Origin of the sequence: Burkholderia sp. Bmkn7, assembly GCF_041103175.1 — a bacterium.
Lineage (GTDB): Bacteria > Pseudomonadota > Gammaproteobacteria > Burkholderiales > Burkholderiaceae > Burkholderia > Burkholderia cepacia.
Window position 1 is genome coordinate 522,157 of sequence record NZ_JBGCUH010000003.1, and the last position, 18,861, is coordinate 541,017.

Consider the following 18,861-nt stretch of genomic DNA (forward strand, 5'->3'; position numbering starts at 1 on the left):
CATCGGAGAAGGTACTTGGCTAACAGCCCGAGTCTTGCAAAACCCGGTCGAAGCACGGCGAAATTCGGCGATCTGCGCCGGCGAGCGATGTTCCTGCTCCTGGCGCTGATCGTCTATCGCATCGGCGCGCACATTCCCGTGCCGGGCATCGATCCGGATCAACTGGCTAAGCTGTTCCAGAGCCAGGCGGGCGGCATCCTGGGCATGTTCAACATGTTCTCGGGTGGCGCGCTTTCCCGCTTCACGATCTTTGCGCTGGGGATCATGCCGTACATTTCGGCGTCGATCATCATGCAGTTGCTGGCGATCGTATCGCCGCAGCTCGAGGCGCTGAAGAAGGAAGGGCAGGCAGGGCAACGGAAGATCACGCAGTACACACGGTATTTCACCGTCGTGCTCGCGACCTTCCAGGCGTTCGGTATCGCGGCTGCGCTGGAAAACCAGCCGGGCCTCGTCACCGATCCCGGCATGCTGTTCCGTCTGACGACGGTCGTGACGCTGGTTACCGGCACGATGTTCCTGATGTGGCTCGGCGAGCAGATTACCGAGCGTGGTCTGGGCAACGGTATCTCGATCATCATCTTCGGCGGGATCGCAGCAGGGTTCCCGAATGCCGTCGGTGGGTTGTTCGAGCTGGTGCGTACGGGTTCGATGAGCATCATTTCGGCGATCATCATCGTCGTCCTGATTGCCGCGGTGACTTACCTGGTCGTGTTCATCGAACGCGGGCAGCGCAAGATCCTCGTGAACTACGCGAAGCGCCAGGTCGGCAACAAGATCTACGGTGGGCAGTCGTCGCATCTGCCGCTGAAGCTGAACATGTCGGGTGTGATTCCGCCGATCTTCGCATCGTCGATCATTCTGTTCCCGGCAACGATTCTCGGCTGGTTCAGTACCGGTCAGCCGACGGGAAGCTGGATTTCCAACACGTTGCATAACGTTGCGGAAGCGCTGAAGCCGGGCCAGCCGGTCTATGTGTTGCTGTACACGCTGGCGATCGTGTTTTTCTGCTTCTTCTACACCGCACTGGTGTTCAACAGCAGGGAAACCGCAGACAACCTGAAGAAGAGCGGCGCGTTTGTTCCGGGTATCCGTCCGGGCGATCAGACCGCACGATATATCGACCGCATCCTCACGCGTCTGACGCTGGCCGGTGCGATCTACATCGTCTTCGTGTGTCTGCTGCCGGAATTCCTGGTGCTGCGCTGGAACGTGCCGTTTTATTTTGGTGGAACGTCGCTGCTGATCATTGTCGTCGTCACGATGGACTTTATGGCGCAGGTGCAGTCGTACGTTATGTCGCAACAGTATGAGTCACTGCTCAAGAAGGCTAACTTCAAGGGCGGCAACATCCCAATGCGTTAATAAGGACTATGGCCAAAGACGATGTAATCCAGATGCAGGGCGAGGTGATCGAAAACCTCCCGAATGCGACCTTCCGCGTGAAGCTGGAAAACGGCCATGTCGTGTTGGGGCATATCTCCGGAAAGATGCGGATGCACTACATCCGCATTCTCCCGGGCGACAAGGTGACGGTTGAATTGACGCCTTACGATCTGTCTCGTGCGCGGATCGTGTTCCGGGCGAAGTGATTTGAAAAAAGGGTATTATCATGAAAGTGATGGCATCGGTTAAGCGCATTTGCCGCAATTGCAAGATCATCAAGCGCAAAGGCGTCGTTCGCGTGATCTGCAGCTCGGATCCGCGCCACAAGCAGCGCCAAGGCTGACCGCGCGTTTGTTTGCGCTTTTTGTTTGAGGAAAAACAATGGCTCGTATCGCAGGGGTTAACATCCCGAATCACCAGCATACCGAGATTGGCCTGACGGCTATCTTCGGTATCGGCCGCACCCGTTCGCGCAGCATCTGCGTGGCAGCTGGCGTCGATTTTTCGAAGAAGGTCAAGGACTTGACCGACGCAGACTTGGAAAAGCTGCGTGAAGAAGTGGGCAAGTTTGTCGTCGAAGGCGATCTGCGCCGTGAAGTGACGATGAACATCAAGCGCCTGATGGACCTCGGTTGCTACCGTGGTGTTCGTCATCGCAAGGGCCTGCCGATGCGCGGTCAGCGTACGCGTACGAACGCACGTACTCGCAAGGGTCCGCGTCGTGCAGCGCAAGCGCTGAAGAAGTAAGCGGAACTGACAGTTACAGGAAAACGTAATGGCTAAGGCTTCGAACACCGCGGCGCAACGCGTTCGCAAGAAGGTTAAGAAGAACGTCGCTGAAGGCGTGGTTCACGTTCACGCGTCGTTCAACAACACGATCATCACGATCACCGATCGCCAAGGCAACGCACTGGCATGGGCGACGTCGGGCGGTCAGGGCTTCAAGGGCTCGCGCAAATCGACGCCGTTCGCTGCCCAGGTCGCAGCCGAGTCGGCTGGCCGCGTCGCGATGGAATACGGCGTGAAGAATCTGGAAGTGCGGATCAAGGGCCCGGGCCCGGGCCGTGAGTCGGCAGTGCGCGCACTGCACGGCCTCGGCATCAAGATCACCGCGATTTCGGATGTCACCCCGATTCCGCACAACGGCTGCCGTCCGCCGAAGCGTCGTCGTATCTAAAGATGTGCTGGCACGTTCGTGCTGGCACATTGCCTGTCGCCGCGTAGCGTCGACGGGCGTTGCTTTTTTGATTGACTAAGCCCACCGTTCGCCCCAAAGGGAGCGAACTAGCGCGGATTTCGATCCGCGTGACTGATTGATAAAGGAATGCAAAGTGGCACGTTATATCGGCCCTAAGGCCAAGCTGTCCCGCCGTGAAGGCACCGACCTGTTCCTGAAGAGCGCGCGCCGCTCGCTCGCCGACAAGTGCAAGCTCGACAGCAAGCCGGGCCAGCACGGCCGTACCTCGGGCGCACGTACGTCCGACTATGGTACGCAGCTGCGTGAAAAGCAGAAGGTCAAGCGCATTTACGGCGTGCTGGAGCGTCAGTTCCGTCGCTACTTCGCTGAAGCCGACCGCCGCAAGGGCAACACGGGTGAAAACCTGCTGCAACTGCTCGAGTCGCGCCTCGACAACGTCGTGTATCGCATGGGCTTCGGCTCGACCCGCGCTGAAGCGCGTCAGCTGGTGAGCCACAAGTCGATCACCGTGAACGGCGTCGTCGCAAACGTCCCGTCGCAGCAAGTGAAGGCGGGTGACATCGTCGCGATCCGCGAAAAGGCGAAGAAGCAAGCGCGTATCGTCGAAGCGCTGTCGCTGGCCGAGCAAGGCGGCATGCCGAGCTGGGTTGCAGTCGATGCGAAGAAGTTCGAAGGCACGTTCAAGCAAATGCCGGAACGCGCTGAAATCGCAGGCGACATCAACGAAAGCCTGATCGTCGAATTGTATTCGCGTTAATCCGATTGACGGCCGAGGTACCCCGATTGCGTTGCGCAAGGAGGGGCCTCGGCTGTTTATTTTCTGGTTGTTACCGGTCAGCCTTATCGGTGTAACGAGCCGAGGGTATTGAAAAGGAAAGCCCATGCAAACCAGTTTGCTGAAACCCAAGATCATCGCCGTGGAATCGCTGGGCGAGAACCACGCGAGGGTGGTCATGGAACCGTTCGAACGCGGTTACGGCCATACCTTGGGCAATGCGCTTCGCCGCGTGCTGCTGTCGTCGATGGTTGGCTACGCGCCGACCGAAGTGACGATCGCGGGCGTGGTGCACGAGTACTCGACGCTGGATGGCGTGCAGGAAGACGTCGTCAACCTGCTGCTGAACCTGAAGGGCGTGGTGTTCAAGCTGCATAACCGTGACGAAGTGACGGTTACGCTGCGCAAGGAAGGTGAAGGCGTTGTCACGGCCGGCGATATCGAGCTGGCTCATGACTGCGAAGTCATCAACCCGAATCACGTGATTGCGCACCTGTCGAAGGGTGGCAAGCTCGACGTTCAGATCAAGATCGAAAAGGGTCGCGGCTATGTGCCCGGCAACGTCCGTCGCTACGGCGAAGACACGGCCAAGATCATCGGCCGCATCGTCCTCGACGCATCGTTCTCGCCGGTTCGCCGCGTGAGCTATGCGGTTGAAAGCGCACGTGTCGAGCAGCGTACCGACCTCGACAAGCTCGTGATGAACATCGAAACGAGCGGTGTGATCACGCCGGAAGAAGCGATCCGTCAATCGGCCCGCATCCTGGTCGACCAGTTGTCCGTGTTCGCGGCGCTGGAAGGCACGGAAACGGCAGCCGAAGCGCCGTCGCGTGCACCGCAGATCGATCCGATCCTGCTGCGTCCGGTGGACGATCTCGAGCTGACGGTTCGTTCGGCGAACTGCCTGAAGGCCGAGAACATCTACTACATCGGCGATCTCATCCAGCGCACGGAAAACGAGCTGCTGAAGACGCCGAACCTCGGTCGCAAGTCGCTCAACGAGATCAAGGAAGTGCTCGCTTCGCGCGGTCTCACGCTGGGCATGAAGCTCGAAAACTGGCCGCCGGCTGGTCTCGACAAGTAAGCCCGCTTGTAGCGCTGCTGTTGCTGTAGTTGGCAAAGATGCGGATTTTCCTTTAAAATCCGCATCTTGCTTTTTTCGTTACCGGCCCGTGCACCCATCGAGGTGCGATAGAAGAGCTGGATCAAAACTTTGAATCAAGGAAACTGAAATGCGCCATCGTCATGGTCTGCGGAAACTGAACCGCACGAGCAGCCACCGTCTGGCTATGCTCCGTAACATGTCCAACTCGCTGATCGAGCACGAAGTCATCAAGACGACGCTGCCGAAGGCGAAGGAACTCCGTAAAGTCGTCGAGCCGCTGATCACGCTCGGCAAGAAGCCGTCGCTGGCAAACCGTCGCCTGGCGTTCAACCGCCTGCGCGATCGTGACTCGGTGGCGAAGCTGTTCGACGTGCTCGGTCCGCGTTTCGCGAACCGTCCGGGCGGCTACCTGCGCGTGCTGAAGTTCGGCTTCCGCGTGGGCGACAACGCACCGATGGCACTGGTCGAGCTGCTCGATCGTCCGGAAGTCGACGAAACGGAAAACGTGCAAGAAGCTGAATAAGCTTCCGGTACGCAGCAGTATCTGAAAGGGGCCGAGCAATTGCTTGGCCCTTTTTGTTTTTGAAGCGGCAGCTGCGATCGATTGTCGCAGGGCGGTGCCGGCAGCGTTGCGCGGGCTGCGCTACGATACGGGGCAGCCGGTGCGCTCCCGGGTGGGCACTGTGCGTCGGCAGGAGTCAGGTGCCGATAGACCAGCCAGGAGGATGCGGATGATAGTGGTGCTGATGCTGACGACGGTGCCCGATGCCGCGACCGCCGAAGCGCTTTCCGCCGGTGCGCTCGATGCGCGGCTTGCCGCGTGTGTGTCGGAGCTCGGTGCGATCAGGTCGCGCTATCACTGGCAGGGCAAGGTCGAAACGGCCGACGAGATCCAGTTGCTGTTCAAGACGAGCCCCGTGCGGGCGCTCGAACTGGAGCGATTTATTCTCGCGCATCATCCATACGAGACGCCGGAAATCGTCTCGTGGCAGGCGACGGCCTCGGCCGCCTACGGCCAGTGGGTGACCAGCGAAACTCAACGTCTATTTCATGTTTAACGGTATGGCGCTTTCCGTGCGCGTGCGCGCGCCGCGGTTCCTCGCAGTCCTGTTGTCGTTCATGCTCGTGCTGGGCGGCGGCCTGTCGGTCGCGCGTGCGGCCGACGATTTCCTCGATCCGTCGGTGGCGTTCAAGTTCAGCGCGAGCGAATCGCCGGGGCAGGTGGACGTTCGCTTCAAGGTCGCCAACGGCTATTACCTGTACCGCGAGCGGTTCGCGTTCGCGGTGAAGAGCGGGCAGGCGACGCTCGGCGAGCCGCAGTTCCCCGCCGGCCATGTGAAGTTCGACCAGACGTTCCAGAAGAATGTCGAGACCTACCGCGACGAAGTCGTCGTTCACGTGCCCGTCAAGCAGGCGCAGGGGCCGTTCGAGCTCGCGGTGACGTCGCAGGGCTGCGCCGACGAAGGGATCTGCTATCCGCCCGCCGAGCACGTCGTGAAGGTCGACGGCGCCGCGCTGGGTGCGGCCTCGTCTTCCGGCGATGCGGCTGCCGAGGGCAGTTGGTTCGAGAAGGTCACGAGCGCCGATTTCGCGCAGTCGCTGCTCGAGGGGCATGGCTTCTTCACGATCGTCGCGCTGTATTTCGTCGCGGGCGTCGTGCTGAGCCTCCTGCCGTGTTCTTACCCGATGATCCCGATCGTGTCGGCGATCATCATCGGCCAAGGCACGCGCGCGACGCATGCGCGCGGCTTTGCGCTGTCGCTGACGTACGTGGTCGGTATGGCGCTCGTCTATACGGTGCTGGGCATCGCCGCGGCGCTGGTCGGCCAGAGCCTCGGCGCGTGGCTGCAGAACCCGTGGGTGCTCGGCACGTTCGGCGTGCTGCTCACCGCGTTCGCGGTGTCGCTGATTTCGGGCAAGGACATCGCGCTGCCCGCGCGCTGGCAGAACGGTGCAGCCGAAGTGTCGAGCGCGCGACAGGGCGGTCACTTCGTTGCGGTTGCCGCGATGGGCGCGTTGTCCGCGCTGGTGGTCGGCGCATGCATGACGGCGCCGCTGTTCGCGGTGCTCGCTTTCATCGCACATACGGGCAATGCGCTGCTCGGTGGTGCCGCGCTGTTCGCGATGGGGCTGGGGCTCGGCGTGCCGTTGCTCGTGGTCGGCATCGGTGCGGGTACGGTGCTGCCGCGCGCAGGTGCATGGATGGACGGCGTGAAGGTGTTCTTCGGCATCGTGCTGCTCGCGGCCGCGCTGTGGATCGTGTGGCCGGTGCTGGCCGGCGGCCTGAAGATGGTGCTCGCCGCGTTGTGGCTGCTCATCACGGCCGCGGCGCTTGGCCTGTTCACGCCGCATGCCGGCGCCGCGTCGATCTGGCGCCGCCTCGGCCGTGGCCTCGGCGCCGCGCTCGCGATCTGGGCGGCGACGCTGCTGGTCGGTCTTGCAGCGGGCTCCAACGACCCCGTGAAACCGCTGGCTGTCCTTGCTGCGCGCACGGTCGCGTCGGGCGATGTGTCGGCAGCCGGTGCGGCTGCCGGGCAGCAGGGGCCGGCGTTCGCGTCGGTGCGCTCCAGCGGCGAACTCGACGCGCTGCTGAAGACGTCGGGCCAGCCCGTGATGCTCGACTTCTACGCCGACTGGTGCGTGAGCTGCAAGGAGATGGAGCATCTGACGTTCACGGATTCACGCGTGCAGGCGCGGCTCGCGCAGCTTCACCTGGTACGTGCGGACGTCACCGCGAACAATCCGGACGACCAGGCGCTGCTCAAGCGCTTCAACCTGTTCGGGCCGCCCGGCATCATCTTCTTCGATCGCAACGGCAACGAAATCGGCCGTGTGGTCGGCTATCAGGCGGCCGAGACGTTTCTGCGCAGTCTCGATCGCGCGGCGGTACCAACGGTGTAGCGCACGCTTGTCGGTGGCTTGTACACCGACTGCAAATGAAAACGGCGGGACACCGAAGTGTCCCGCCGTTTTTCGTGGCGCTGCCGGCGCGTGGCTCAGCGCTGCGCTTTCAGGAGGCGTGCGGCGTCGAGTGCGAAGTACGTGAGCACGCCGTCGGCGCCCGCACGCTTGAACGCGAGCAGCGATTCGAGCACGACCTTGTCGTGGTCGAGCCACCCGTTCATCGCGGCGGCCTTCAGCATCGCGTATTCGCCGCTCACCTGGTACACGTAGGTCGGGAAGCGGAACTCGTCCTTCACCCGGCGCACGATGTCGAGATACGGCATGCCGGGCTTGACCATCACCATGTCGGCGCCTTCGTCGATGTCGAGGCGCACTTCGCGCAACGCTTCGTCGCTGTTCGCCGGATCCATCTGGTAGGTCATCTTGTTGCCCTTGCCCAGGTTGGACGCCGAGCCGACCGCGTCGCGGAACGGGCCATAGAACGCCGATGCGAACTTGGCCGAATAGGCCATGATGCGCGTATGGATATGGCCGTCGCTTTCCAGCATCTCGCGGATTGCGCCGATGCGGCCGTCCATCATGTCCGACGGCGCGACGATGTCGACGCCGGCTTCCGCCTGTGCGCGTGCCTGATCGATCAGGATCTCGATCGTGTCGTCGTTGATCACGTAGCCGTTCTCGTCGAGCACGCCGTCCTGGCCGTGGCTCGTGTACGGATCGAGTGCGACGTCGGTCAGCACGCCGAGCTCGGGGAAGCGCTTCTTCAGCTCGCGCACCGCGCGCGGGATCAGCCCTTCCGGGTTGGCTGCCTCGCGGCCGTCAGGCGTTTTCACCGACGGCTCGATGGCCGGGAACAGCGACAGCACAGGCACGCCGAGTTCGACGCATTGCTCGGCGACATGCATCAGCAGATCGACGGACACGCGTTCGACGCCGGGCATCGACGGCACCGGCTGCCGTTCGTTGGTGCCTTCGACGACGAATACCGGATAGATCAGGTCGTCGGTGGTCAGGCGGTTTTCGCGCATCAGGCGCCGGGAGAAGTCGTCGCGGCGCATCCGGCGCGGACGATGAAGCGGATGAAAGCTCATGGCGATTGGGTAGAAATCAGGGCAAGAAGGACCTTACGGAACCCTTCGGTCATTTTCGGGAGCGTTGGTATATGATAGCGATCGAGCGGCACGCGTCGCGTGCAGCTCCCCGCTTCTCCTCCCTGAGCGGGTGCCTGTCGTTTTTCGATTAGGCTGTTTGACCCGCCGTTCAACGGCGGGTTTTTTTATGAGCCGGCCGAATCCGCAGGCGCCGTCAGGTGCGCGCCGCCGATCCCGGCCGCGCGTTGCCCGATCATTGTGCTACAGGCTCGCTTTTTTCGTCGGCGGCGGACGGCCGCACCCAGCTCTCGATCAGTTCGTGCGCCTCGTCGAGCCCCGTGCGCTTCATCGCGGAGAACAGCTGGACCGTCAGCTTGCCCTGGACGCCCTGGTCACGATACGCATCGAGCCCCTTTTGCGTGGTCCGCAGCGCATTGATGCTTTCTTGCCGCGTCAATTTGTCGCACTTCGTCAGCAGCGTGTGGATCGGCTTGCCGGTCGGTACGAACCACTCGATCATGCGGCGATCGAGGTCGGTCAGCGGGCGGCGCGAATCCATCATCAGAATCAGGCCGCAAAGCTGCGAGCGGGTTGCCAGGTAGGACGACAGCAGCATTTCCCAGTGGGCCTTGGCGGCGCCGGGCACTTCCGCGTAGCCGTAGCCGGGCAGGTCGACGAGATTCGCGACGGGCTCGGCGGCCGGGCCGACGGAGAAGTAGTTGATATGCTGCGTGCGGCCGGGCGTCTTCGACGCGAAGGCCAGCCGCTTCTGGTTGCACAGCACGTTGATCGCCGTCGACTTGCCGGCATTCGAGCGGCCCGCGAACGCGATTTCCGGCTGGACCGTCGGCGGCAGGTCGCGCAGATGGTTGACGGTCGTGTAGAAGCGGGCTTGATGGAGCAGAAAGGCCATGGGAACCGGAAGGACGGGCGGCGCGAGCCGCTTGGTGGAGGCGGGGTAGCCCCGATAGGCGCGGGAGCTTTCAACACGATATTGTACAATACGGCGGTTTTACCGAAGGCCACCGGGCGCCTGCCTCGCGCTTTTATGTGGCTTCTGCGGTAGACTGAACGCCGTCGTTTTTTGCAGAACCTCAAATTCCCACAAGACGAAACAGGGTGTGCGAATGAATCGACTGTGCAAGTCTCTGATGGTGCTTCAGGTTGCAGCAGGGTTCGTAGGTTTCGTGGCGGAGGCAAACGCGGCGGAGGCGGCAAAGCCGGATCTCGACCGCGGCAAGGCGATTGCCGGGCAGGTGTGCGCATCGTGTCACGGTGCCGATGGCAATAGCGCGTCGGGCAGTTTCCCGAAGCTTGCCGGCCAGCATCCCGAATATCTGGTCAAGCAGTTGAACGACTTCAAGACGCAGCCGGGCGCGAAGGGGCCGGCGCGGACCAACGCGGTGATGGTCGGATTCGCGAGCGCGCTGAGCGCGGACGACATGCGCAACGTCGCCGCGTACTACGGGTCGCAGACGACGAAGCTCGGCACCGCACGCGATGCGGCGACTGTGCCGATCGGCCAGAAGATCTATCGCGGCGGCATCGCGGAGAAGGGCGTACCCGCCTGCGCGAGCTGCCACGGGCCGACAGGGCAGGGTCTCCCGGTCCAGTATCCGCGTCTGTCGGGGCAGTGGGCCGATTACACGGTCGCGCAGTTGACCGCGTTCCAGCAGGGTGCCGGCGCGCGCAACAACAACGAGGCGATGCATCAGATCGCGACGCGGCTGTCGGACAACGAGATCAAGGCCGTCGCGGATTACATCGCGGGCCTGCGTTGAGCGGTCAGCCGCGAATGAAATGACCGGACGCCCGAAGGGCGGCCGGAGTCAGAACAAGAAAAGGGTGGGGCGCCGCGCAGTCGCGGCCGCCTTGCCCTTTTTTGTTGTCAGTCGGAGTTTGAATGAGCGTTACCACGTCGGGGTTGCAGTCGAAGTCGGGTCAGGGTGCGTCGAAGCGCGCGGTCGAGCTGCTGAGCTCGATGCGCTTCGCGATTGCGTTGCTGGTGGTGCTGTCGATTGCGAGCATCATCGGCACGGTCCTGACCCAGGACGATCCGTATCCGAATTACGTGAACCAGTTCGGGCCGTTCTGGGCGGACATCTTCCGCTCGCTCGGCCTGTACAACGTGTACAGCGCGTGGTGGTTCATGCTGATCCTGATCTTCCTCGTCGTGTCGATCTCGCTGTGCGTGATCCGCAACGCACCGAAGATGCTCGCCGATGCAAAGAGCTGGAAGGACAAGGTTCGCGAAGGCAGCCTGCGGGCTTTCCACCACAAGGCCGAGTACACGGCGTCCGGCACGCGCGCGACCGTCACGGCAACGCTCGCCACCTTCGTCACCAAGGCCGGCTACAAGCACGTCGTGCGTGAAAACGACGGCGCGACGCTGATCTCCGCGAAGCGCGGCGCGATGACCAAGTGGGGCTACATTTCCGCGCACCTCGCGATCGTCGTGATCTGTATCGGCGGCCTGCTCGACAGCAACCTGCCGATCAAATTCCAGATGTGGATGTTCGGCAAGAGCCCGGTCAACACGAGCGCGACGATCAGCGAGATCTCGCCCGACCATCGCCTGTCCGCGTCGAACCCGACGTTCCGCGGCTACGCGTGGGTGCCCGAGGGCCAGTTCGTGTCGACCGCGATCCTGAACCAGCCGAGCGGCTCGCTGATCCAGGACCTGCCGTTCTCGATCCAGCTCAACAAGTTCATCGTCGACTACTACACGACGGGCATGCCGAAACTGTTCGCGAGCGACATCGTCGTGATCGATCGCGAGACCGGCCGGAAAATCCCGGCGCGCGTCGAGGTCAACAAGCCGTTCACGTACAAGGGTGTGTCGATCTACCAGTCGAGCTTCCAGGACGGCGGCTCGCAGATGCAGATGACGGCCTATCCGATGACGGGCGGCAACGCGAAGACCTTCCCCGTGCAGGGCACGATCGGCAGTTCGGCGCCGCTGCAGATGCCGGGCGCCGACGGCGACACGATCGAGTTCGCCGATTTCCGCGCGATCAACGTCGAGAACATGGCCGACGCGAACGGCAAGCCGGACGTGCGTGGTGTGGCGACGACGAGCTCGCTGAAGGAAGTGTTCGACGAACGGCTCGGCTCAGGCGCGAAGACGTCGAAGCCGACGCAGCTCCACAACATCGGCCCGTCCGTGCAGTACAAGATCCGCGGCAAGGACGGCCAGGCGCGCGAATTCAACAACTACATGCTGCCCGTCGACATGAACGGCGAGCGCGTGTTCCTCGCCGGCGTGCGCACGAGCCCGAACGACCCGTTCCGCTACATGCGGATTCCGGCCGACGGCCAGGATTCGATCGGTGAATGGATGCACCTGCGCGCCGCGCTCGAGGATCCCTCCGTGCGCGCCGAAGCCGCCGCGCGCTTCGCGCAGCGTTCGCTGCCGGGCACCGACGCATCGCTGCGCGGCCGCCTGCAGGACAGCGCGTTGAAGGTGCTGACCCTGTTTGCGGCGAGCGACGACAGCGTCGGCCGCGGCGCCGACGGCCAGCCGATCGGCGGCTTCCAGGCCGTGGCGACGTTCATCGATCGCTCGGTGCCCAAGGCCGAGCAGGAGAAGGCCGCGAGCCTGCTGCTGCGGATGCTCGAAGGCTCGATGTGGGAGGTCTGGCAGATCGCGCGCGAGCGTGCGGGGGAGCCGGCGGCACAGCAGGGCACCGACACGATCCGTTTCGTACAGAACGCGATCAACGCGCTATCCGACAGCTTTTTGTATGGATCGCCGGTCTATTTGCAGCTTGACTCATTCAAGCAGGTGCAAGCTTCGGTATTTCAGTTGACGCGCGCACCCGGCAAGAATCTGGTGTATCTTGGCAGCCTGCTGCTGGTCGCCGGCATCTTCTCGATGTTCTACGTGCGCGAGCGGCGCCTCTGGTTCTGGCTGAAGGACGCCGGTTCGGGCGTCGATGTGGTGATGGCAATGTCCACGGCCCGCAAGACCTTCGATTTCGAGAAAGAATACGTGCAGACGCGCGACGCGGCCGGTGCCGCCTTGCACGCCGCACCTCGCGATGCCGCGCCGGCCGGTGCGGCATCGACGGCCCGCTCGCCTGCCGGCGGCGGTTCCGATTCCGAGAATTCCACCCGGTAACATCATGGATCTCACGCAAGTTTCCTCTTCCCATCGGGCGTCGGCCCAGGCGCCGGTCACGGCACCGCTGTTCGACGATCGTCCGTTCCTCGCGCGCCTGTCGTTGCTCGACTGGCTGTTCGCACTGGCGCTCGTGGTGGGCGCGGGCTATGCGCTCGTGCACTACAACGCGCACATGGATTACTACGACAAGGCGGTGATGATCGGCACCGTGCCGGCGCTCATCGCGCTCGGCTGGCGCTGGAAGCCCGCGCGGCTGATGATGGCGTCGATCGCCGTGCTGGCGCTGCTGTCGATCCAGATCTACCAGGGCGATCTCGCGCGCGCCGATTCGGCGTTCCTCCTCAAGTACTTCCTGTCGAGCCAGTCGGCCATCCTGTGGATGAGCGCGCTATTCGTGCTCGCGACGATCTTCTACTGGATCGGCCTGCTCGCGCGTTCGGAATCGGGCTCCGCGATCGGTCAGAAGCTCACGTGGGTTGCCGTGCTGATGGGCTTCACCGGCCTGATGGTGCGCTGGTACGAGTCCTACCTGATCGGTGCGGATGTCGGGCACATTCCGGTGTCGAACCTCTATGAAGTGTTCGTGCTGTTCAGCCTGATCACCGCGCTGCTCTATCTGTATTACGAAGGTCACTACGGGACGCGTTCGCTCGGCGCGTTCGTGCTGCTGGTGATCAGCGCGGCGGTGGGCTTCCTGATGTGGTACTCGGTCGCGCGCGATGCGCAGCAGATCCAGCCGCTCGTGCCGGCGCTGCAGAGCTGGTGGATGAAGATCCACGTGCCGGCGAACTTCATCGGCTACGGCAGCTTCGCGCTGTCGGCGATGGTGTCGGTCGCGTACCTGATGAAGGAGCGCGGCGTGCTCGCCGATCGCCTGCCGACGCTCGACGTGCTCGACGACGTGATGTACAAGTCGATCGCGGTCGGTTTCGCGTTCTTCACGATCGCGACGATCCTCGGCGCGCTCTGGGCGGCCGAGGCATGGGGCGGCTACTGGAGCTGGGACCCGAAGGAAACCTGGGCGCTGATCGTGTGGCTCAACTATGCGGCGTGGCTGCACATGCGCCTGATGAAGGGCCTGCGCGGGACGGTGGCCGCGTGGTGGGCGCTGACGGGGCTGCTCGTGACGACCTTCGCGTTCCTCGGCGTCAACATGTTCCTGTCCGGGCTGCACAGCTACGGCAAGCTGTAAGATTCCCGCTGCTCGTCCGACTATGAGACCGCCGGTGCACTGCGTGCCCGGCGGTTTTCTTTTGTAACGGACGGGCGGTCCGGCCATCGAACGGCGCAAGATGAGGCCGGTCGAACGCCCATGAAGCTGCGCGTGGCGCAGGCAGGAGGAGCAGCACGATGTGGATCAAACGCCCTTTGCTGAACGTAATGACCGGTGGCGATATCGCGCCCGGCGAAATCACGCCGCGCGCGGTCTTCGAGAACCGGCGGCGCGTGTTGCAGGCGGCCGGCCTCGCGGCGGCGGGCGGGCTGCTCGGCGGCAGCGGCGCGGCATTTGCCGCCTATGCGTCGCCCGACGCGCGGGCGGCGAAGCTCGCGGCGAAAACGAACCCGAAGTTCGTCGCGGCCGACAAGGTGACGCCGTTCAAGGACATCACGTCCTACAACAACTTCTACGAATTCGGCACCGACAAGAGCGACCCCGCGCAGAATGCGGGCACGCTGCGGCCGCGCCCGTGGCGTGTCAGCGTCGAGGGCGAGGTGCTGCATCCGAAGGTGTTCGATCTCGACGAACTGCTGAAGCTCGCGCCGCTCGAGGAGCGCGTGTACCGGTTGCGCTGCGTCGAGGGATGGTCGATGGTGATCCCGTGGATCGGCGTACCGCTGTCCGAGCTGATCAAGCGGGTGCAGCCGACCGGCAATGCGAAATACGTGCAGTTCATCACGCTGGCCGACCCGTCGCAGATGCCCGGCCTGTCGACACCCGTGCTCGACTGGCCGTACTCGGAAGGGCTGCGGATGGACGAGGCGATGAATCCGCTGACGCTGCTGACGATGGGCGTCTACGGACAGGTGCTGCCGAACCAGAACGGCGCGCCGGTGCGTATCGTCGTGCCGTGGAAGTACGGCTTCAAGAGCGCGAAGTCGCTCGTGAAGATTCGCTTCGTCGACAAGCAGCCGAAGACGAGCTGGAACACGTATGCGTCGAACGAGTACGGTTTTTATTCGAACGTGAACCCGAACGTCGATCATCCGCGCTGGAGCCAGGCGACCGAGCGGCGCATCGGCGAGGACGGCTTTTTCACGCCGAAGCGCAAGACGCTGATGTTCAACGGCTACGGCGACCTGGTCGCGTCGATGTATCAGGGCATGGACCTGAAGAAGAATTTCTGAGGGCGAAGGTGAGAAACGACATGCCTCCTTCGACGCTGACGCCCGCGCGTGCAGCGGGCGCCGGCCCGGCTGCACGTGCCGTGCGGGCCGGTGCGACTCGCCCTGCCGCGCCGCGCTGGCTCGCGCCGGCCAAGGTGCTGGTATTCGCGGCGGGCCTTTATCCGCTCACGCGTCTCGTGCTGTTCGGGCTGATCGACAGGCTCGGCGCGAATCCGATCGAGTTCATCACGCGCTCGACGGGCCTCTGGACGCTCGTGATGCTATGCGTCACGCTCGCCATCACGCCGCTTCGGCGCATGACGGGGTTCGCCACGCTGCTGCGCTTTCGCCGGATGATCGGGCTGTTCGCGTTCTTCTACGCGACGCTGCACTTCACGACTTACCTGTGGTTCGACAAGTGGTTCGACGTCGTCGCGATCCTGAAGGACGTCGGCAAGCGCCCGTTCATCACGGTCGGTTTCGCCGCGTTCGTGCTGCTGATTCCGCTCGCGGCAACGTCGCCGCGCGCGATGGTGCGCCGGCTCGGCCGCCACTGGGCGACGCTGCACAGCGCGATCTACGCGATCGCGCTGTTCGGTGTGCTGCACTTCTGGTGGATGAGGGCCGGCAAGCACGATCTCGCGCAGCCGAAGCTGTATGCGGCGATCGTCGTCGCGCTGCTCGGCTGGCGGCTGGTTGCATGGGGATGGCGGCGCGTGCGCGCGTGATGGCGCAGCCAAAAACAAAAGGCGATGACCGGGAAGTCATCGCCTCGTTTCGCGAGCCTGCGCAGGCGGCGCGTCGTTACTTCGCGACAGCCGGGCTCGATGCCGGTGCAGCCGTGGCGGATGTCCCGCTCGACAATTCGGGCGACAGCATGAGCGGCGTGCCGGACGAATCGGGCACACTGTCGGACGACGCGTTTTCATCGGTCGGCTTCACGTCCGACGGCGGTGTGTCCTGCTGCTGGAGTGGCTTGGGCAGCGGAGGCACGGTGGGCAGATAGAGCGCGCCGCTTTGACCGCAGCCGGCAAGAATCGCCAAAGCCGCTACAATCGCGCTCATCCGGAAAACGACTCGCATGATCGTCCCTGAACAATTGAACCGATAGAGTTTAGCATGTCCGATACCGAATACCTGACCCGTGCCGAGGCCGTGCTGGCGGCCGTCGAGCGTACCGTCGACGACGCCAACGACGGCGATCACGACATCGATCTGGAGCGCAACGGCAGCGTCCTGACGCTGACGTTCGAGAACGGCTCGAAGATCATCGTCAACCTGCAGCCGCCGATGAAGGAGGTGTGGATTGCCGCGAAGGCCGGCGGTTTCCATTACCGGTTCATCGACGGCGCATGGCGCGATACACGCACTGGCACCGAGTTCTTTTCGGCGCTCACCGAATACGCGACGCAGCAGGCTGGCCTGCCGATCACGTTCAGCGCATGACGATCGGGGCCCGCCCCGACGCGTGACCCAACGAAAAAAGCGCCCCGCGGGGCGCTTTTTTCATGTCCGGGCCGACGGTCAGTGCGCCTGGAACAGGTTCATGATGTCCTGCTTTTCCTGCTCGTCGACGTGCGGCACGGTCGCATCGACGTTTTGCGCGGCCGGTGCCTGCGGCACGCCGACCGTCGACACGAAGCCGTGACCCGGTGCGAACTCGGTGAAGTACAGCTCGCCGCCGAGCGATTCGACGCCGTCCGGCATCGTCGGCTTGAACTCGGGCACACCCTTCAGCGCGGCACCCATGTAGTCGATCCAGACGGGCAGCGAGAGGCCGCCGCCCGTTTCGCGATCGCCGAGGCTGCGCGGATTGTCGTAGCCGATCCACGCGATCGCGGCGAGCGTGTGCTGGTAGCCGGCGAACCACGCGTCGTGCGAGTCGTTCGTCGTGCCGGTCTTGCCCGCGAGGTCGGTGCGCTTCAGCACGTTGGTCCGTGCACCCGTGCCGCGTTGCGCGACGCTCTGCAGCAGGCTGTTCATCACGTACGCGTTACGCGCGTCGATGGCGCGCGGCGCATTCTGTTCGGCGACGAGCGGCTGCGCGCGCACGACGATCGCGCCGCTCGGATCGGTGACTTCGGCGATCAGGTACGGATTGACGCGGTAGCCGCCGTTCGCGAATACCGAATACGCGCCCGCCATCTGCAGCGGCGTGACCTGGCCCGCGCCGAGTGCCATCGGCAGGTACGCCGGATGGCGTTCCGCGTCGAAGCCGAAGCGCGTGATGTACTGCTGCGCGTACTTCGTGCCGATGTGGTTCAGGATCCGGATCGACACGAGGTTGCGCGAGCGCTGCAGCGCGGTGCGCATCGACATCGGGCCTTCGAAGCCGCCGCCGTAGTTCTTCGGCTCCCACGGCTGGCCGCCCGTTTCGGCCGCGCTGAAATACAGCGGACCGTCGTTGATCACCGTCGCCGGCCCGAGGCCCTTGTCGAGCGACGCCGAATAGATGAACGGCTTGAACGACGAACCCGGCTGCCGCCACGCCTGCGTGACGTGGTTGAACTTGTTCTTGTTGTAGTCGAAGCCGCCGACGAGCGAGCGGATCGCGCCGTCCTGCGGGACGATCGACAGGAACGCCCCCTCGACCTGCGGCAACTGCGTGATCGACCATTTGCCGGCGTCGTTCTTCACGACGCGGACGATCGCGCCCGGGCGGATGCGGCGATTCGGCTGCGCATTGGCCGACAGCGCGCCCGACGCGAAGCGCAGGTTGTCGCCTTCGATCGTCGCATTGCTGCCGTCGATGAACGCGACCGTGATCTGGCGCGGGTTTGCGGCCGTGACGACCGCTGCAATCAGTTCGCCGTTGTCGGGGTGTTCGAGCAGCGCATCGTCGATCGCCTGTTCGCGGTCGTCGGCGCCGGCCGGCAGCTCGATGAAGCCTTCCGGCCCCCGATAGCCGTGCCGGCGTTCGTAATCCATGATGCCCTTGCGCAGCGCGGTATAGGCGACCTGCTGATCCGCGGAGTCGATCGTCGTGACGACGTTGAAGCCGCGCGTGTAGGTTTCCTCGTGGTATTGCGCGTACATCATTTGTCGGACCATTTCCGCGACGTACTCGGCGTGCACGCTGAAATCGCGGCCCGGCCCCTTGACGACGAGCGGCTGTGCGACGGCCTCGTCGTACTGCTCGCGCGAGATGAAGTTCAGCTCGAGCATCCGTTGCAGGATGTATTCCTGGCGCACCTTCGCGCGCTTCGGGTTCACGACCGGGTTGTACGCGGACGGCGCCTTCGGCAGCCCCGCGAGCATCGCCGCTTCGGCGAGCGTGATGTCCTTCAGGTCCTTGCCGAAGTAGACCCGCGCGGCGCTCGCGAAGCCGTATGCGCGCTGGCCGAGATAGATCTGATTCATGTAGACCTCGAGAATCTGATCCTTCGTCAGCGCACGCTCGATCCGGTACGCGAGCAGCATCTCGTAGATCTTGCGCGTGTAGGTCTTCTCGCTCGACAGGAAGAAATTGCGCGCAACCTGCATCGTGATCGTGCTCGCCCCCTGCGACGCATGGCCGTTCGTCAGCGCGACGAAGCCGGCGCGCACGATGCCGGTGAGGTCGACACCGCCGTGATCGTAGAACCGCGCGTCCTCGATCGCGAGGATCGCCTTCTTCAGCGAATCGGGCACGTCCTTGAAATGGACGACGTCGCGGCGCTCTTCGCCGAATTCGCCGATCAGCACGTGATCGGACGTATAGATGCGCAGCGGCACCTTCGGGCGATAGTCGGTCAGCGCGTCGAGCGACGGCATGTTCGGCCACGCGACGACGAGCGCGTAGCCGAGCACGAGGCCGCCGGCCACGACGAGCGCCACGCACATCGTGGCGAATCCGAGCAGGACTTTTTGCCACCAGGGCCGCTTCTTCGGCTCCGGGGCGGGAGGCGGGGACGTAGGAGTCGTGGATTGCATAGGCATACCGGAAAACAGTCCCGCGATTATAGCTGCCCGGTA

20 protein-coding genes are annotated in these 18,861 nt (G+C 63.7%); 16 read left to right on the forward strand and 4 right to left on the reverse strand.

Annotation, left to right across the window (positions count from 1 at the left end):
* The first annotated feature begins 15 nt into the window (after window positions 1-15).
* The 10 genes from secY to dsbD all read left to right on the forward strand — a co-directional run bounded on the left by secY (window position 16) and on the right by dsbD (window position 7,365).
* Window positions 16-1,365 (forward strand): preprotein translocase subunit SecY, encoded by a 1,350-nt coding sequence (gene secY, locus AB3K92_RS23855; RefSeq protein WP_006482915.1) that lies wholly within the window; start codon window positions 16-18, stop codon window positions 1,363-1,365.
* 8 nt (window positions 1,366-1,373) lie between these two features.
* Complete coding sequence (gene infA, locus AB3K92_RS23860; RefSeq protein WP_004521905.1) at window positions 1,374-1,592, forward strand: translation initiation factor IF-1; 219 nt, start codon at window positions 1,374-1,376, stop codon at window positions 1,590-1,592.
* A 20-nt stretch (window positions 1,593-1,612) separates the two neighbouring features.
* Complete coding sequence (gene rpmJ / locus AB3K92_RS23865) at window positions 1,613-1,729, forward strand: 50S ribosomal protein L36 (protein WP_004199844.1); 117 nt, start codon at window positions 1,613-1,615, stop codon at window positions 1,727-1,729.
* A 38-nt stretch (window positions 1,730-1,767) separates the two neighbouring features.
* Window positions 1,768-2,133 carry a 30S ribosomal protein S13 gene (rpsM, locus tag AB3K92_RS23870; protein WP_006400641.1) on the forward strand — a complete coding sequence of 122 codons (366 nt, stop codon included), beginning with the start codon at window positions 1,768-1,770 and terminating at the stop codon, window positions 2,131-2,133.
* Window positions 2,134-2,161: 28 nt separating this feature from the next.
* A complete protein-coding gene (gene rpsK, locus AB3K92_RS23875; RefSeq protein ID WP_004197937.1) occupies window positions 2,162-2,563 on the forward strand; it encodes a 30S ribosomal protein S11 in 402 nt (133 codons plus the stop codon).
* Between the two features lie 154 nt (window positions 2,564-2,717).
* The gene (rpsD, locus tag AB3K92_RS23880; protein ID WP_021161733.1) at window positions 2,718-3,341 is read left to right on the forward strand and encodes a 30S ribosomal protein S4; all 624 of its coding nucleotides are present in this window, start codon (window positions 2,718-2,720) and stop codon (window positions 3,339-3,341) included.
* Window positions 3,342-3,465: 124 nt separating this feature from the next.
* Window positions 3,466-4,443: a DNA-directed RNA polymerase subunit alpha gene (rpoA, locus tag AB3K92_RS23885; RefSeq protein WP_006477176.1), complete on the forward strand. Its 978-nt coding sequence runs from the start codon at window positions 3,466-3,468 to the stop codon at window positions 4,441-4,443.
* A 148-nt stretch (window positions 4,444-4,591) separates the two neighbouring features.
* Window positions 4,592-4,987: a 50S ribosomal protein L17 gene (gene rplQ / locus AB3K92_RS23890; protein WP_006477175.1), complete on the forward strand. Its 396-nt coding sequence runs from the start codon at window positions 4,592-4,594 to the stop codon at window positions 4,985-4,987.
* Window positions 4,988-5,195: 208 nt separating this feature from the next.
* Entirely contained in the window at window positions 5,196-5,522 is a 327-nt protein-coding gene (cutA, locus tag AB3K92_RS23895; protein ID WP_021161734.1) for a divalent-cation tolerance protein CutA, read from the forward strand.
* On the forward strand, window positions 5,515-7,365 hold the full coding sequence (gene dsbD, locus AB3K92_RS23900; protein WP_369465941.1) for a protein-disulfide reductase DsbD: 1,851 nt from the start codon (window positions 5,515-5,517) through the stop codon (window positions 7,363-7,365). The genes cutA and dsbD overlap by 8 nt, the downstream gene beginning before the upstream one ends.
* Before the next feature lie 95 nt (window positions 7,366-7,460).
* On the opposite strand, the gene hemB is transcribed toward dsbD, so the two are convergent.
* Both hemB and yihA read right to left on the reverse strand, forming a co-directional pair.
* Window positions 7,461-8,459, reverse strand: a complete 999-nt coding sequence (hemB, locus tag AB3K92_RS23905) for a porphobilinogen synthase (protein WP_021161736.1) — start codon at window positions 8,457-8,459, stop codon at window positions 7,461-7,463.
* A gap of 253 nt (window positions 8,460-8,712) precedes the next feature.
* Entirely contained in the window at window positions 8,713-9,372 is a 660-nt protein-coding gene (gene yihA / locus AB3K92_RS23910) for a ribosome biogenesis GTP-binding protein YihA/YsxC (RefSeq protein WP_021161737.1), read from the reverse strand.
* 214 nt (window positions 9,373-9,586) lie between these two features.
* Between yihA and AB3K92_RS23915 the strand changes: the two genes are divergently transcribed.
* The 5 genes from AB3K92_RS23915 to msrQ all read left to right on the forward strand — a co-directional run bounded on the left by AB3K92_RS23915 (window position 9,587) and on the right by msrQ (window position 15,635).
* Window positions 9,587-10,240 carry a cytochrome c gene (locus tag AB3K92_RS23915; protein ID WP_042976545.1) on the forward strand — a complete coding sequence of 218 codons (654 nt, stop codon included), beginning with the start codon at window positions 9,587-9,589 and terminating at the stop codon, window positions 10,238-10,240.
* A gap of 122 nt (window positions 10,241-10,362) precedes the next feature.
* Entirely contained in the window at window positions 10,363-12,579 is a 2,217-nt protein-coding gene (locus AB3K92_RS23920) for a cytochrome c biogenesis protein ResB (protein WP_369465942.1), read from the forward strand.
* 4 nt (window positions 12,580-12,583) lie between these two features.
* Complete coding sequence (gene ccsB / locus AB3K92_RS23925; protein ID WP_021161740.1) at window positions 12,584-13,774, forward strand: c-type cytochrome biogenesis protein CcsB; 1,191 nt, start codon at window positions 12,584-12,586, stop codon at window positions 13,772-13,774.
* Window positions 13,775-13,932: 158 nt separating this feature from the next.
* Complete coding sequence (gene msrP, locus AB3K92_RS23930; protein ID WP_059857798.1) at window positions 13,933-14,928, forward strand: protein-methionine-sulfoxide reductase catalytic subunit MsrP; 996 nt, start codon at window positions 13,933-13,935, stop codon at window positions 14,926-14,928.
* A gap of 20 nt (window positions 14,929-14,948) precedes the next feature.
* A complete protein-coding gene (gene msrQ, locus AB3K92_RS23935) occupies window positions 14,949-15,635 on the forward strand; it encodes a protein-methionine-sulfoxide reductase heme-binding subunit MsrQ (RefSeq protein WP_059857799.1) in 687 nt (228 codons plus the stop codon).
* 76 nt (window positions 15,636-15,711) lie between these two features.
* Here msrQ and AB3K92_RS23940 read toward each other — a convergent pair whose 3' ends face one another.
* The gene (locus AB3K92_RS23940) at window positions 15,712-15,990 is read right to left on the reverse strand and encodes a lipoprotein (RefSeq protein ID WP_060130758.1); all 279 of its coding nucleotides are present in this window, start codon (window positions 15,988-15,990) and stop codon (window positions 15,712-15,714) included.
* Window positions 15,991-16,026: 36 nt separating this feature from the next.
* Between AB3K92_RS23940 and cyaY the strand changes: the two genes are divergently transcribed.
* The gene (cyaY, locus tag AB3K92_RS23945) at window positions 16,027-16,353 is read left to right on the forward strand and encodes an iron donor protein CyaY (RefSeq protein ID WP_021161744.1); all 327 of its coding nucleotides are present in this window, start codon (window positions 16,027-16,029) and stop codon (window positions 16,351-16,353) included.
* 78 nt (window positions 16,354-16,431) lie between these two features.
* Here cyaY and AB3K92_RS23950 read toward each other — a convergent pair whose 3' ends face one another.
* Window positions 16,432-18,825, reverse strand: a complete 2,394-nt coding sequence (locus tag AB3K92_RS23950; protein ID WP_048025740.1) for a penicillin-binding protein 1A — start codon at window positions 18,823-18,825, stop codon at window positions 16,432-16,434.
* Window positions 18,826-18,861: the final 36 nt, after the last annotated feature.

What these genes read in the sequence shown, in the direction of transcription:
- cyaY (WP_021161744.1), top strand. Translation starts at nt 16,027, where the DNA reads ATGTCCGATACCGAATACCTGACCCGTGCCGAGGCCGTGCTGGCGGCC.
- rpmJ (WP_004199844.1), top strand. Translation starts at nt 1,613, where the DNA reads ATGAAAGTGATGGCATCGGTTAAGCGCATTTGCCGCAATTGCAAGATC.
- hemB (WP_021161736.1), bottom strand. Translation starts at nt 8,459, where the DNA reads ATGAGCTTTCATCCGCTTCATCGTCCGCGCCGGATGCGCCGCGACGAC.
- rpsK (WP_004197937.1), top strand. Translation starts at nt 2,162, where the DNA reads ATGGCTAAGGCTTCGAACACCGCGGCGCAACGCGTTCGCAAGAAGGTT.
- msrQ (WP_059857799.1), top strand. Translation starts at nt 14,949, where the DNA reads ATGCCTCCTTCGACGCTGACGCCCGCGCGTGCAGCGGGCGCCGGCCCG.
- msrP (WP_059857798.1), top strand. Translation starts at nt 13,933, where the DNA reads ATGTGGATCAAACGCCCTTTGCTGAACGTAATGACCGGTGGCGATATC.
- rplQ (WP_006477175.1), top strand. Translation starts at nt 4,592, where the DNA reads ATGCGCCATCGTCATGGTCTGCGGAAACTGAACCGCACGAGCAGCCAC.
- AB3K92_RS23940 (WP_060130758.1), bottom strand. Translation starts at nt 15,990, where the DNA reads ATGCGAGTCGTTTTCCGGATGAGCGCGATTGTAGCGGCTTTGGCGATT.
- cutA (WP_021161734.1), top strand. Translation starts at nt 5,196, where the DNA reads ATGATAGTGGTGCTGATGCTGACGACGGTGCCCGATGCCGCGACCGCC.
- infA (WP_004521905.1), top strand. Translation starts at nt 1,374, where the DNA reads ATGGCCAAAGACGATGTAATCCAGATGCAGGGCGAGGTGATCGAAAAC.
- AB3K92_RS23920 (WP_369465942.1), top strand. Translation starts at nt 10,363, where the DNA reads ATGAGCGTTACCACGTCGGGGTTGCAGTCGAAGTCGGGTCAGGGTGCG.
- AB3K92_RS23950 (WP_048025740.1), bottom strand. Translation starts at nt 18,825, where the DNA reads ATGCCTATGCAATCCACGACTCCTACGTCCCCGCCTCCCGCCCCGGAG.
- rpoA (WP_006477176.1), top strand. Translation starts at nt 3,466, where the DNA reads ATGCAAACCAGTTTGCTGAAACCCAAGATCATCGCCGTGGAATCGCTG.
- AB3K92_RS23915 (WP_042976545.1), top strand. Translation starts at nt 9,587, where the DNA reads ATGAATCGACTGTGCAAGTCTCTGATGGTGCTTCAGGTTGCAGCAGGG.
- dsbD (WP_369465941.1), top strand. Translation starts at nt 5,515, where the DNA reads ATGTTTAACGGTATGGCGCTTTCCGTGCGCGTGCGCGCGCCGCGGTTC.
- yihA (WP_021161737.1), bottom strand. Translation starts at nt 9,372, where the DNA reads ATGGCCTTTCTGCTCCATCAAGCCCGCTTCTACACGACCGTCAACCAT.
- ccsB (WP_021161740.1), top strand. Translation starts at nt 12,584, where the DNA reads ATGGATCTCACGCAAGTTTCCTCTTCCCATCGGGCGTCGGCCCAGGCG.
- rpsM (WP_006400641.1), top strand. Translation starts at nt 1,768, where the DNA reads ATGGCTCGTATCGCAGGGGTTAACATCCCGAATCACCAGCATACCGAG.